Below are 14911 nucleotides of genomic sequence, written 5' to 3' on the forward strand. Positions count from 1 at the left end.
AGTAGTTATTGATAATGGGTTGTCCGTTTACTAACATCTAGTGAGATTACGGAGAGCAGCATACATATAAATACCAGAATCATTGCGACACTAGAGGCTTCTCCAATCTGAAAGGCTTCAAAGGCAGACTGATAATACATATAGAGCAGGGTACGTGTTGATCCCGACGGTCCACCTTGTGTGAGTACGTTAATCTGGTCGTATGCCTGTAAGGCACCAATGATCTGTACGATGAACAGAAACAGTGTCGTTGGCGAGATTAGCGGTAAAGTAATACGGCTGAATTTTTGAACAGCATTTGCTCCATCCAGTTCAGCGGCTTCCAACAGATCGGTAGGGACATTGCGTAGTGCCACCAAGTAAAAAATCATCGCCCAGCCTACCGATTTCCATATCGTCACGAGCAGAACGCCGAGCAGTGCCCATTTAGGATCTTGAAGCCAACCGATTTTTTCTAGACCTAAGAGGTCAAGTACAGTATTAGCAAGGCCAATTTCAGGTTCATAGATCCAGGACCAGACAATGGATACCGCCACGGTTGGCGTGACCCAAGGGGAGAAAAGAAGTACCTGATAGAGAGTGGAGCCTTTCAGCTTCCCATTCATCAGGAGTGCTAGTCCAAGTCCGATCAGAATAACGGGCAGTACACTTCCCGCACAGAATAACAAGGTTACTCTTAGCGCTTTATAGAAGGCGGGATTGCTGAACAGATCCAGATAGTTGGTTAGTCCGACAAAGGTTTTCTCGGGGCTCATGAAGTCCCATTCAGTAAAGCTGAGATAAAATACATAAAGTAATGGCGCGAGCCAAAATACCACGAATGGAATCATTGCCGGCAAGGTGAAGAGCACCGGTTTCAACTCACCTATAAATCTTGTGCGTTTCATTATTCTGTCGATACCCCATTCCGTCTTCTGTTTTTTGCGGTATAATTCTGAGGAAAGCTCCTCCGTTCAAAAAAAATTGTACACTCATCGAGCAGCTGCGTGGTCAAGCGGGCGTAAAGATCGATGCGAGATTATGTAAAAATTTAAGAGATTAGCGAAAGTAGTTGCTATTTTGTGTAAAATAGAAGGTAGATTCTAAGTGGAATGAAGGTGCAGCTATGAAACAGGTAGCCTTTGGTGAAGAGAATAGAGACTTATCTCCACGCGAGCAGCTGCTGCGTCCGATGATTGATGCAATTGCTCAGACGATGGACTTATATGGCGCCAATTACTCATTCGGGCAGCTGTATGGAATTATGTTCTTTGAAGACCGGCCGATGACGCTTGAAGAGATGAAGAATGTGATGAATATGAGTAAGAGTAATATGAGCTATGGAGTCCGATCTTTAATGGCTTCCAAAATGGTGACCAAGCTGGAGGAGAAGCGGGAGCGAAAAGATCTGTATGCAGTGGAAACAGATTTCTTTCAGACCTTTAAGAACTTTTTCGGAATGAAGCTGCAGCGGGAGATTGATGTCATGAGGCAAGCCTTGGATGTTGTTATTCCTGAGCTGGAGGGATTGGTTCATGCCGTGGATACGCCTGAGGAGGAGCGGCAATTCTGCCTGAAGGATCTGGAGAAGCTGGAGCATGCCATTCAATATTATGATTGGCTGCAGCAGTTTGTGGACGAGCTAGGGGAAGAAAATTACTTTGTAGACAAGAGAAGGTCCTAGACCGTCTACAATTAGACATAGATGTACATAATTATATATAGATCTCCATGTGAGGGAGGTGTTCCTTAAGCTAGTTGAGGCTTAGGGTTCGCCTCCTATTTTTATGATAAGAAACAAAATAAAAAAGAAAATGTAACCAAAAGTAGGTGGAACTGTCACCAAATATGTAGTTACATAGTGAATAAAAGATCTTTTTAAGGAGATTCAGAGATTGCATACGAAAAAATATATGATACTTTTAGTCATTGTTCTGCTAATAAGTCTTGCTGCTATTTTCAACAATCAACACGAGTCTTCTGCTGTTACTATAGATGTGAACGGTCAAATCATTAAGACAGTAGCTACATATCCGGGCTCGCCTGATGAGCTAATGATTCCCAAGGCTGCAGCAGAACAGGCCCTTAATATGCGTATCGGCTGGCAGAAGCAGGGGGCGCTTCCGAAAGGTATTTACTATAGAGACCATGTAGCTGTGCTGATGTACCATCATCTTTCAGAGAAGCCAATGCCGCAGTTTCCTTGGATCTTATCTGCCGATCGGTTTGATGATCAAATGAACCTGCTGAAGCAAGAAGGGTTTCACGTGATTACGATGGAACAATACCGTGAATTTATGCTGAATGGCGGCACGGTTCCAGATAATGCGGTGCTGCTGACGTTTGATGATGGATATGAGAGCTTTTATGAATTGGCCTTTCCTATTCTCAAAAAATATGGCTATACGGCAGTGAATTTTGTTATCGTATCTACGATTGATCACCCAGATCCGAATAGTGTGCCGAAGCTTAATTGGGAGCAGATGCGGGAAATGAAGCGGGACGGGATGGGATTCTATAGTCACACGTACGATTTACACCATTATGGTATCGTGGATGCTGAGGGTGGGGAGCGGCCAGCCGCCAGTGCTTTGTTATATATCGATGATGAGAACAGAAACGAAATGAATACGGAGTACTACAGCAGAGTTACTCGTGATTTAGCCAAGGCGGAGCAAAGACTGAAGGAAGAGCTGGGGAATACCGATTCAGCGGTTGCCTTTCCTTATGGATCATACAATGACCGATTGCTATCGGCATGTGATTCACTCGGAATTTCGCTAACATTTAAAATCCAGGATGGGATCAATGCGAGAACGGACCGAAATGCCTCCCGGATCAACGGGGGAAGTCAGAGTCTAACTGCAGTCCAAACTCTTGAGCAGGTTAAACATATAGATTCACCTATGGAATTAACCCTGAATAACCAAAGAGTAGCTCTGATAGGAAGTGCGCCCGAAATGAGGAAAGGGACCCTGATGGTTCCGTTTATACAATTATGCAAGGATCTACATATTGATCTCAACTACGATCAGAAGAGTCGAATCGTTAAGTTAATGAACACAACGGGAGGCTTATAAACGGCAAAGGAAATGTATGGAATGGATATCAGCTTTCCCTATGTTCATTAGGAGTTTACAAAAAGTGAGAAATTTCGCCAATTTGGGCGAATCACTAGTTGCTATAAGTGAATTCCTTACTGTAGACTATAATTAGAGTACTAATTGGTAGGCGAATGGAGAGAACAGATGGAAGTATTTAAGCGTTATTACGCGAATTTAACGGTCCGGCGTTTTTTTATTTTGGGGCTGGTTGCCCTGCTGCTATTCAGTATTAGAGATATGCTCAATTTAGTACTGTTAACATTTCTGATTGCTTATGTAATGAACAGCTTTCAGGTGCTGCTCACGAAGCGAATCAATAAATATGTTGCGGTCAACAGTAAAGTCATTATTGTTATTTTGTATTTAGCTCTGATTGCTCTGATCGTAGTGACCTTAGTGAATTATTTACCGAAGGTCTTCACACAGATAAAGCAGTTAACTAATTTTCTGACCAGTTTAACCCCTGCAAACATTCCGCAGAACGAAATCGTGCAGTATTTATTTGCCCAGCTTAAGGATTTGAACTACCAGTCTTATGTGAAAGATGGTCTTGAATACGTCCTGAAAATAAGTAATTGGGGCACAAGCTTCGTATTATCCACCATTCTGAGCTTTGTCTTTATCCTTGAGAAGAACAGAATTGTCAGTTTCACTGCCCGTCTTAAAGAGAGCAAGATTTCTTGGTTCTATGTTGAGCTTGAGTATTTCGGTAGAAAATTCATCTCATCGTTTGGTAAAGTGATCGAAGCGCAAATTCTGATCGCGCTGTTTAATACATGCTTTACGGTAATCGGACTCTGGATCTTAGGTTTTCCGTATTTATTCGCCTTATCGATTATGATCTTCCTGCTTAGTTTGATTCCAGTTGTAGGTTTTGTGATCTCCTTAATACCACTTTGTATTATTGGTTACAACATTGGTGGCATAGCAATGACGATATATGTATTGGTTATGATCGCCATACTACATTTTGTCGAGGGTTACTTCTTAAATCCAAAACTGATGTCATCCAAAATGAACCTGCCTATGTTCTACACCTTTATCGTACTTCTCTTCTCTGAGCACTATATGGGTGTATGGGGTCTAATTCTCGGAATTCCAATTTTTGTATTCTTCCTGGATATACTGGAGATCAATAGAGATAACAAGATAGAGACTTAGGAATTCAGTTTAATAGCGTTGAATATACGAAGAGGGTGATCTGACAGCCATTCAATGGCTATTGGATCACCCTCTTTATTTAAATATAAGAATTTATAATCTCCACGCTATATATTATCCTTATATTTCTCGCATAAACGCTTACCGTCCATTAGGGACGCCCAAGGCGTTTTAGCTTGGGCGCAGAGAAATGTTATACGGCCACTATATGTATCTTTCTTAGCCGAAAGAAGTGAGAACGCTCTCCGTAACGATGTCCCTCAGCTCCGCTTTGTGTGCTGCATACTGCTCGGCTGTAATATTTCCGGAAGCTAGTCGTAAATCTAGCTGTTCCGTTAGCTGGGTTACCTGTAGATCGATCACATCTTCAATATCTGTGTTTTGTTCTATTGCAATATCTTGAAGTGATTTGCCGTCATATAAGGCATCGTACAGATCATCATCTGTGGGTTGGTTAAGGGCTTTCAATAATAATTCGTCTTTATCCGCAACACTTGTGGTGGACCATTGAGTTGACGAGCTTGCGTTAGCAGTAAGGCTACTCCAAGCATTTCCGAAAGACATTACTATAACTACGGTTCCTACTATAATCACTCTTTTTATATCCATTAGAGTCCTCTTTTCTTATTTTACGAATAACGTTCTATGGTTTCTGTTGAAAGTGTCTGTGATGGTTGTGGTTTAACTTATTTCTATTATAACCCGGAAAGCTGAGCTGAAGCTTAAACAATATTTAAGATAACCTAAAGATTTAACATTGAAATGATATAGCGATAATATACCCCTAGTATAATTTCCAGATGATCTAAATTGCATATTTATGCAGAAGGGTCACAATCAAACTTACGGGGAGTGTTCGGAGTTTTGAGAATAACAGCAAAAGCTAAACGTTTTCTATCCAGCGTAATTGCAAGTAGTTTGATGTTGGGGATCATGGTTCCAGCAGGATATGCGGAAGAACAGCAGCCGGATACGGAGCAGACATCTTCCGAATTAGGAGCACATTTTGATGAACAGGTTGAGCTCAACACGCTTTTAAGTCAACCGACTGTAATGACAGATGTATACGCGACACCAACCAATCCAGGCTCTTTACTTATTACAGAGGTTGTTCCGGATACTAAAAATGTAAAAGGCGCGGATGGTAGCTCTGTAGATGGTTACGAATTTGTTGAGGTTTACAATAATACGGACGAGCCGGTTAACTTTAAGGATTATTATTTCTTTTATAATGACAAAGATACTTGGACACCAAACGGCGATGCGGTCATACCAGCGCATGGAAATATCGTCTTCTGGATTATGAACGGCAATAATCTGAGTGTTCCTGCCGAGGATTTCATCAAAAACTTTAATCCTTCTGCATCTCTTCAGGAAGGTGTAAACCTGTTCCGTATTAACGGTGGCGGTGGTATGGCCAACGCTTCTGCGCGCAACTTACAAATTAAAAGTAAAGCAGGAGATGCTCTTATTGTCTCTGCTTCTTATGGAAAAGAACAGGTGAAGGAAAACAACGGGATTTTCTATAAGTATTCGCAATCCGACAGCTCTATGATGAGTCTCATGGCGATTTCGGGAACGGTTGCGGCTACACCAGGAACCGTAGATCCAGAGCAACTGCCTGAGCTAGTACCTGGAGACAAGCAACCGGTAATTGAACACCACTCGCAGAGCAGTGTGGATCCAGCGGATCTTCCCGTCACCGCGAAGATTACGAACCTAGAGATTGGACCAGACGGAACGCTACCGGTAGTGAAGTTGCAATACGGCTCTCCTTCTCAGGTGAAAGATACGGTAATCACCATGACCTCAAAAGGCGAGGGGGAATATACGGCCGTGATTCCTGCGGCTGCACTGGAAGAACCAGAACTGCACTACAGCATTCGTGTAAACAATGTAACAGAGAGCTATTCTGTTCATGTGAACCTGCCTGCATTTGATTCGAATAATGTGCCGCCGCTGTTAATTACAGAGCTGCTGCCCAATTCGACGAATGTAAAAGGAACGAGCAGCGATGCTTTTGAATTCATTGAGGTATATAACAATACTGATGCACCGATTGATTTTAAAAACTACAAGATATATTATCGCTATCCTGATAAAGGCAATGCTTCCGATGTGAAGTGGCCCTCTACGAAAGAGAGTTTTGTAATTCCTGCACAGCAGTCCGTAGTGTTCTGGGTTATTAATAGTGCTAACAGTACATACACCGCTAGTGATTTTAATGCAGAATTCAACACTAATCTGATGGATGGCACAAATCTCTTTCAAATCAAAAGCGATGGTATGGCGAACTCTGGCCGCCGGGCCGTCGTAATCAAAAGTAATACCGAGAAAGAAATTTCCTCTGCGTATTATGATGCTGATCTTACCTATGATGGTGGGGCTAAAGGTGACGACACCAAAGAAAATAAAGCCCTTCTATACAAGTATCCTGTGAATGGGCAAAGTAAAATGCTCAAGATTAGTACAGGATCAGCGGTTCCGTCACCAGGGCAGGTAGATGTTGCACTGCTTCCTAACACACCGATCCATGTGGATCCGGATACCGAAAATCCGACGGTAAATGATCTGACTGCTGTAACGGAGATTGATCAGTCGATGAGTCTGGATTTGAAGGCTTTCGCGGATGACAATAAAGCCGTTACGTCTGTAGAAGTAAGGGTAGCTTCGGATAAGCAGCCTGATTTTGTCAGCCATAATCTATCCCAAGACTTTAACGATAGCTTATATCATTATAAATTGTCGTCTGCTGATTTGATCGGCAGAAATGAAATACAGTATTATTTCGTCGTTTCCGATGGCACAAATGAGACTGAATCTCCGGTAATGAAAGTGAAAATTACAGGTGGTCCAGATCAATCATCACTTCGTTTGAATGTGAAGGATGGGCAATTCATTAATGGCTCTATGACGGTAAAAGGAACCTCTGCTACCGCAAAGGCTGATGAAGTGGGCCTGAGCATCGACAATAAGGTGCTTGGCAATAACGAGGTATATGCCGCGCTTGAGAATGATGCTTACTTTGTATTTGATGCGAAGAATGTAGATTATTATTTCAAAAACGGTATCACCATGGGACCAGAAGAATTAGGGGATGCGAGTATTCTATACACCTTTATGGACCCGATTACTACGTATACGACATTGACCTTCCCGATCTCCTCTGCCGCTTTGCAAGTGGGCAAGGATAATGTGATCTACATTCGGGCGGGCTCTAAATCATCGCCTTTTGACCCTCGTCCCGAGGAGAATAAAGATGATTTTGAAGTAAAGAATGTGCGCCTATTACTTGCAGACGGTACTGAAGTTTGGGACCCTGCTTATGCAGAACGTGATAAAGAAATTAAGATGGGGGACAGCGCAGGTAAGCATGAATCCATCGGCTTCCGGTTCGATCTGAAATCTGATTTGTTCCGTTCGAAGGCTTATAACTGGAATACTACAGAAGTAACGGACGGAGAACATAAAATAACAGTGACCGAAGGTGGATCCAAGGTATCGTCAAACGTAGTTGTAGACAACACGCCACCATCTATTAAAGCATCGATTGAAGATGGAAAAACTTATCGTGGTAATTTCGTAATTACTGCTGAGATCAAGGATACTTACGCAGGTGTAGATAAAGTTAGCGTGAAGCTGGACGGCAATGTTATTGAACTGCCTTATGCTACTTCATCCGGAAAGTTGTCCGGTGGAGACCATACGCTTTCTATCACCGCATTGGATAAGATAGGTAATCAGGTGGAAAATGTAATTACATTCCACGTACCGAATGAAAATCCATTTGCACCACTCCTGATCTCACCTCAGAACTGGGAGATTGGTGTGGGTACGAATCCAACTTTGAAGGTTAAGGTTGAAGATCCTAATCAGGATAAGATGGATGTTACCTTCTATAGAGGCTTCAAGTACGATGGTAACCATCCAGAGCAAGGATTTACTGGATTTAAGAACGCATCGGATACAGAACCGCCGAAGCAATCCGTTCCTGCGGGCGAACAAGCGCTTAGCAGTGACGAATACAGCAAAATAAGTGCAGTTGACGGACAGTACTTAATTAACGATGCGGCCCTGCAATTCCCATATCAGCGCTATGAAATTAAGCTGGATGAATCGGTGAAGGCTTCAGATCGTGTGGATATTGAATGGAAGGGTAATTCACTACCAGGTCGTAAAGTAAGTCTCTACGCGTGGAGTCCTGCTGAAGAGAAGTGGATACTGCTGGATACTTTGATTGCTGGTACTGAGGATTTTGAACTGAAATCTACGGTGACTGTTGGAGAATTCGCTAGTGGAGGTAGCATTGCTGTCATGGTTCAGGATGAGATTGCGTCCGCGACTAAGACTGCACCTACAGTTACGCAGGATACCTATGATTTTTCTTTTGTATGGATGTCTGATACGCAATATTATTCTCAAAGCTACCCTTACATTTATCAGAAAAATGTAAAGTGGATTGCCGACAATAAGGATAATTTGAACTTGAAATATGTAATTCATACCGGAGATGTAGTGGACAAATCCTATCAGGAATATGAATGGGAAGAAGCCGATCGGGATATGAAGGTACTCGAGGATGCAGGTATTCCATATGGTGTTCTTGCGGGTAATCATGATGTAGGCCATCAAACCGGAGATTACACGAAATTCTGGCAATACTTTGGGGAATGGAGATTTAAGGACATGCCAACCTTTGGCGGATCCTATGACAACAACCGGGGCCATTATGATTTAGTATCTGCGAACGGAAATGACTTCATTATCGTATATATGGGCTGGGGACTGGCTGAAGAGGAAATTGAATGGATGAATGAGATCGTTGCTCGTTATCCAGAACGTAAAGCGATTCTTTGTCTTCATGAATACCTGCTCGTATCTAATAACCGCGCACCGATTGCCGATACGATCTTTGAAAAGGTTGTAAAACCTAACAAGAACGTAATCGCAGCTTTGTCCGGTCATTATCATGATGCGGAGCTTAAGGTAGATGAGTTGGATGATAATGGAGATGGCATTGCGGACCGCAGTGTATATCAAATGCTGGCAGATTATCAAGGTGCCGAAGAGGGTGGACTTGGTTATATTCGTCTGCTTCAGTTCGATGTAGCTAACAACAAGCTTCGTGTGAAGACTTATTCGCCTTACTTGGATGATTATAATTATTATGATGAAAATGAGTTCCCGGGCAAAGATGAGTTCGTACTAGATCTCGATCTGCAGCCTGTAACAAAACGTGTAGCTACCGATTACATTGGAGTTAAGGTTTACAGTGATCAGACAATCGCGACCCAGCAGCAAGTAGAGAGCGGTACGGAGACTCAGGTCACTTGGAGTAAGCTAAATCCAGAAAGCTACTATCAGTGGTATACAAAAGTCGAGGATGATAACTCTGGCAGTGTGCTTTCAGACATTTGGGGCTTCTACACTGGGAAAGAGAATGTAACACCAACACCAACACCAGAGGTAACGCCGACACCAGAGGTATCGCCATCGCCAGAAGTAACGCCGACACCAGCACCAGAGGTGACATCGGCACCTCCAGTAGTTTTGCCAGTGCCAACAGTGACTCCAACGCCTACAGCCACACCTGGAGCGGGAAAAGGAAACATTGAACTGGCATTAGGAAGTAATGGAACGTATACAGCTGATCCGTCAGCCTTGAAGAAGCTGATAGAGGAAGCTGCTACAGGGGGAAGCCTAAAGATTAGCGTAGGCGGGGCAACCTCGGCTCAAGATCAGATTAGAATTGCACTTGATGCAACGAGCATCCAACAGGCTGCCGACAAGAAGCTGAATCTGAATATTGTATCTTCCAGCGTTACATTTAGCGTACCAACAAGCTCTTTACCAGCGATCCCGGCCGGCAGTGAAATGCTGCTGCTGAGCGTTGATACAACTACGACAGCTGTACAAAGCAATGTCGCTGGAATGAGTCCATCCAAGGCAACCGTGACGCTGAACCTCAGTACCACAGCAGGCGGCAAAGAAACGGCTATTCATCAGTTTAAAGGTGCTGTTACGATTACCCTGACGCTGACGAAGGAACAGCTTGCTAAGCTTGATACAGATTTTGCGGGTGTCTATTATGTAAATGGCAGTACCTTGGAATATTTGGGTGGAGTGTTTAAAGGCAATACCGTTACCTTTACAACAGATCATTTCTCTTCCTTTGCGGTACTGGAATACCATAAGCAATTTAGTGATACCGCTGGTCACTGGGCAGAACTGTACATTTCCAAGCTGACGGCTAAGCATGTGATTAAGGGTATCGACGATACGCACTATGGTCCACAAGCGAATGTAACCCGTGCAGATTTTGTTACACTAGCCATTCGTTCACTCGGATTGAATGAGACAAGTGAAACTACGGGGAATGGTGCTTTTGCAGATGTATCAAAAGATGCTTATTATGCATCATCGATAGACAAAGCTGTCCAGCTTGGACTCATCCAAGGCAGTGATGGCAAGTTCCGTCCTAAAGATGCAATTACACGTGAAGAAGCGGCTGTTGTCCTGCAGAAATTAATACAATACAAAGCTGGAGTGCAGTCTTCCATTGCTGCTACTGCAAGCTTTAAGGATATAAACAGCGTATCAGAGTGGGCGAAGCAAGCGGTAAGTGAATTGCAAGCTAAGGGAATCCTTGACGGTAAGGGCGACAATCATTTCGATCCTCGTGGCAAAGTAACCCGTGCTGAAATTGCAAAACTGTTATATGGAATAATCAATTTATAAGAATAGTATGGCAAAGGCAGGCAGAGGTAACTCTGGCCTGCTTTTTGTCATTTTTTGCACTCTATATTCCTTTTCTTCTAGCAAAGCAGGAAATTCTTACTATTCATATGATTTTTCATATATAATATTTTTGAATAAATTTTTAATAGACATAATCTAGCTTCCTGCTGGCAGTCATAATAATATCTTTCGTTGTTACACTAGTTATTCACGATGATCCGGCAGTTATTCTCCTTGTTACGGCACTTCTTCCAATTGGCGCAGGAATGGATATTCATCCACGATTGCTTATATTCCTTATTCTGTTATCCACTGCCCCCTTCTTCTTTGCTTATCAATTACCAACGTATTTGAACGCTTATTATAGCGCTGGCTCGGACTCATTCCATAATACATAGATTGGAGAAACGAACCTTGAGAGTAAAGTTAGCACATATTTTGCTTCTACTTACGGTGATTTTTGCGGTTCTACTGTATAGAGGAAGTCTTGACTCCATTGATCATCTGTTACAAGACCGCGTGATGCAGCACGAGCGGTCTGTGGATACTACGATTGCTATCATCGGGATAGACGATCAGAGCTTGGAGGACTTTGGCAGCTGGCCGTGGAGCAGAAATGTTCATGCACAGCTGTTAGATACGCTCTCCGAGGGACATCCAGCAGTGATCGGTTTTGACCTTACGTTCCCTGTAGGCTCGGAGGACCCGGAGGCGGATACAGAATTCGCTGCGGCTGTGGCCCGTGCGGAGAATGTTGTTTTGCCGGTATATGGCACATTTGCGCCAAATACCGAGCAGGGAAAGATCGAAGCGCTGGAGCTATCCCAGCCGTTTGAGGCTTTGCGGAAGGCTGCGGCTGCAACCGCCCATATCAATACTATTACCGATACTGATCGAGTGGTGCGTAAGGCTCTTTATTCTTTTGACTATGAAGGGGAGTCTATTCACAGCTTGTCATGGACGGTCTACCAGAAATATCGAGAGGCGATGGGGGGCACTGCTGATCCGCAGAAACTCCCACTGGATGACTTTGGGCGCTTTTATATCCCTTATTCAGGTGGCAATGGCGACTTTGAGGAGATTCCTTATTCGGCGGTTCTTAGCGGAGAGGTTCCACCATCTTATTTTGAGAATAGAATTGTGCTTATAGGGCCCTATGCTACAGGGTTTAAGGATGACTTCCTAACACCAATTAGCGGAAAAAATACGTTATATGGTGTGGAAATTCATGCAAATATCATTCAATCTCTACTGGACGATAATTATAAGCGGGTACTGGATTGGAAGTGGAACGAGGTAGTGTTACTTTTTGTTGCGCTCCTAGCCTATCTACTATTCCGTAAAGTGAAGATGCTATATTCCTACGCGGTCATTGTGGTCATAATTGCCCTTCTTATCTTTGCAGGTCGTTTTTTCTATGACCAAGGGATAGTAATTTCACTGGGTTATGTGATTCCCTTTCTAATCGTTAGTTGTATTATCGTAATAGCTTTTCAATATTTAGAAGAACTGATGGAGAAACGTAGAGTTACGGATATTTTTGGTCGATATGTTGCCCCGCAGGTTGTCGATCAAATTCTCAAGAACGGTCAAGAAGGGCTGAAGCTGGGAGGAAGCCGCAGAGAGCTAACCCTGTTATTCGTTGATATTCGCGGGTTCACTCCGTTATCGGAGGCTGCTGAACCAGAGGAGATTGTTGAGATTCTGAATGAGTATCTGGATCTGACTGCGGGTTGTATTTTTAAGTATGATGGCACGCTGGACAAGTTTATCGGGGATGCCACGATGGCGATCTTTAATGCTCCATTGCTGCTGGAGGATCATCCAATGCAAGCGGTGAAGGCGGCGTGGGCGATGAAGGAAGGCTCGGCTGCGGTGGAACAAAAGCTGTTCGAACGGTTTGGTCTTGTAGTGAAATTCGGTATCGGGGTGCATACTGGTCCAGCTGTATTCGGGAATATCGGCTCCAAGACCCGGATGGATTATACAGCGATTGGCGACACCGTCAACACGGCAGCCCGTCTGGAAAGCAATGCGAAGCCTGGACAAATCCTCATCAGTGAGGCTACCTACGCTTTTGTAAAAGATAGAGTATCAGCCGTTTCATTAGGAGAGATCAAGGTAAAGGGCAAGGAACAAGGAATCAGTGTCTATGAACTGGAGGGATTGAGATGAGGTCGTTAAAGCTTACACTGTCGTTTATGCTATTGTTCAGTATTCTTTGGCCAGCAGTTGTCACAGAGGCGAAGGATAGCGTAAAAATTGGGAAAATAACTGCGGTCTCAGGCAAGTCTGAAGTGAAAAAGAGCGGTGGAACGAAGAAATTCAACGCTTTTAAAGGAATGGCGATTACCCAAGGTGATACGATTATAACAGGCAATGATGGGCAAATTAGCCTCGATCTTGATGCTAACAAAGAAGTTACGATCGGAGCTAGTACTACGCTTACCATTAGCCAATTAGTAGAAAGCGCAAAGGCATTGGGCGGTAAGACAAGTCTAAAGCTGCAAAACGGACAAGTCTTGATCAAGGTAAAAAAGAAACTGGATGGCGATTCTCGCTTTGAGATTGAGACACCAACGGCTATTATGGGCGTTATGGGTACAGAGTTTTTTGTTAGCGTTAATAGCCAAGGTAACGTAGTCCTTAATAATGGGGTAGGGAATAACGGCGATTATCTGGGAGTTCTGGAAGGAACGGTTCATGTAGTTTCGACTATTGATCCCACGCTGATTGAGCGTATGATAACAGCCTCCCAGCAGTTAATTATGGAGAATCAACAATGGATAGAGTCGCAGTTGTCCCTAAATGCATTACCACAATTTGCGCTAGAGCAGCATTTGAAATATCTGAACGAAGAAGAGGTATTAGAATTCGAATCGGCTAAGAAAAAAATCGAGCAACTACTCGAGCAAATAAAAGCCGCTATGCCCGTTCACTCAAGTCCGCCTATTCCAACAATTCCACCTCAGATTCACTATGATCTATCTAGTTCAGCTCCCTTAGATATAACGAGACCAACATCGCCGACGAGACCTACACCAACGCCGACACCGGAACCGACGTCAACACCGACGCCGGAGCCAACAGCAACGCCGACGCTGGAACCAACACCAACACCAACACCAACACCAAAGCCAACACCAACACCAACGCCAACACCATCGCCGGTACCAACACCGGAGCCAACACCTAATCCGCTAGGTGCGCCTGAGCTAGACCAGCAGGAATTTAGAGAACATATCTATGACTATCTCGTCCGTGATAATGAGATTGTTTTGCCGTTTACAGCACCGTTAGTCTTTAATATCGCAGATGACTCTAATCCTAATGCTGCGAGGGATGGGGTGAGTGTTACTTTGAATCAAAGTGAGGACAAGCTCGATTTAGGTGAGGTATATATTCGAGAGAATAAGCTTCACATTCAGCTGCGTGAATCACTTCCTTATAGCTCTTTCGTTCAAATCAAGATAAACGGCGGTTTGTTAAAGAATGCTCTTTCCGGGGGTGAAGTACAGGAAGAGGATCAACTGATAGCAGATGGCGGTTTTACCTACAAGGGAATGATCACTCCGAGTTATTTTAACCATACTGGCCCTATAGGTGAAGGTGAAGTACCAGAATTTATCATCCATTCGCTGGGTTATGATGTAGGGGAGATTAGATATCGTTATGAATATGATCTAGGAGATCCATCTCCACTAGAAGATACAGATTATGTACTGGAGCGGAACGGTGAGAATACTTTTGTGCTTAAACTTACTCCGGAGTTCTTGAATGGATTATTTCCCGAACCTTATATCGTTACCATTCCTCTCGTGAGGATTGAAGATACAGAAAACGGCCCTGTAGAGGTAGTAGTAGACAACCTCCAGATTAGATTATCTTTGTTATTTTAAAGGCGCAATAACCTTCGAGAGGAGAACAAA

At 43.5% G+C, this 14911-nt stretch carries 8 protein-coding genes; 6 read left to right on the plus strand and 2 right to left on the minus strand.

Annotated features, from left to right (window positions below):
- Positions 1–5: 5 nt before the first annotated feature.
- Complete coding sequence (locus tag MKY19_RS01430) at positions 6–887, minus strand: sugar ABC transporter permease (RefSeq protein ID WP_339799808.1); 882 nt, start codon at positions 885–887, stop codon at positions 6–8.
- A gap of 218 nt (positions 888–1105) precedes the next feature.
- On the opposite strand from MKY19_RS01430, the gene MKY19_RS01435 reads away from it, so the two are divergent.
- The 3 genes from MKY19_RS01435 to MKY19_RS01445 all read left to right on the plus strand — a co-directional run bounded on the left by MKY19_RS01435 (position 1106) and on the right by MKY19_RS01445 (position 4244).
- Positions 1106–1663 (plus strand): transcriptional regulator, encoded by a 558-nt coding sequence (locus MKY19_RS01435; protein WP_339799810.1) that lies wholly within the window; start codon positions 1106–1108, stop codon positions 1661–1663.
- A gap of 211 nt (positions 1664–1874) precedes the next feature.
- Positions 1875–3059, plus strand: coding sequence for a polysaccharide deacetylase family protein (locus MKY19_RS01440; protein WP_339799812.1), 1185 nt, complete (start codon positions 1875–1877; stop codon positions 3057–3059).
- Positions 3060–3227: 168 nt separating this feature from the next.
- Entirely contained in the window at positions 3228–4244 is a 1017-nt protein-coding gene (locus MKY19_RS01445; RefSeq protein WP_042184192.1) for an AI-2E family transporter, read from the plus strand.
- Positions 4245–4463: 219 nt separating this feature from the next.
- Here MKY19_RS01445 and MKY19_RS01450 read toward each other — a convergent pair whose 3' ends face one another.
- Positions 4464–4853, minus strand: a complete 390-nt coding sequence (locus MKY19_RS01450; protein WP_339799814.1) for a hypothetical protein — start codon at positions 4851–4853, stop codon at positions 4464–4466.
- A gap of 255 nt (positions 4854–5108) precedes the next feature.
- Between MKY19_RS01450 and MKY19_RS01455 the strand changes: the two genes are divergently transcribed.
- The 3 genes from MKY19_RS01455 to MKY19_RS01465 all read left to right on the plus strand — a co-directional run bounded on the left by MKY19_RS01455 (position 5109) and on the right by MKY19_RS01465 (position 14881).
- The gene (locus MKY19_RS01455; RefSeq protein WP_339799816.1) at positions 5109–10982 is read left to right on the plus strand and encodes an S-layer homology domain-containing protein; all 5874 of its coding nucleotides are present in this window, start codon (positions 5109–5111) and stop codon (positions 10980–10982) included.
- A 414-nt stretch (positions 10983–11396) separates the two neighbouring features.
- A complete protein-coding gene (locus MKY19_RS01460) occupies positions 11397–13157 on the plus strand; it encodes an adenylate/guanylate cyclase domain-containing protein (protein ID WP_339799818.1) in 1761 nt (586 codons plus the stop codon).
- Positions 13154–14881, plus strand: coding sequence for a FecR domain-containing protein (locus MKY19_RS01465; protein ID WP_339799820.1), 1728 nt, complete (start codon positions 13154–13156; stop codon positions 14879–14881). The genes MKY19_RS01460 and MKY19_RS01465 overlap by 4 nt, the downstream gene beginning before the upstream one ends.
- Positions 14882–14911: the final 30 nt, after the last annotated feature.

This window comes from Paenibacillus sp. FSL R5-0744 (assembly GCF_037972555.1).
Classification (GTDB): Bacteria; Bacillota; Bacilli; order Paenibacillales; family Paenibacillaceae; genus Paenibacillus_AQ.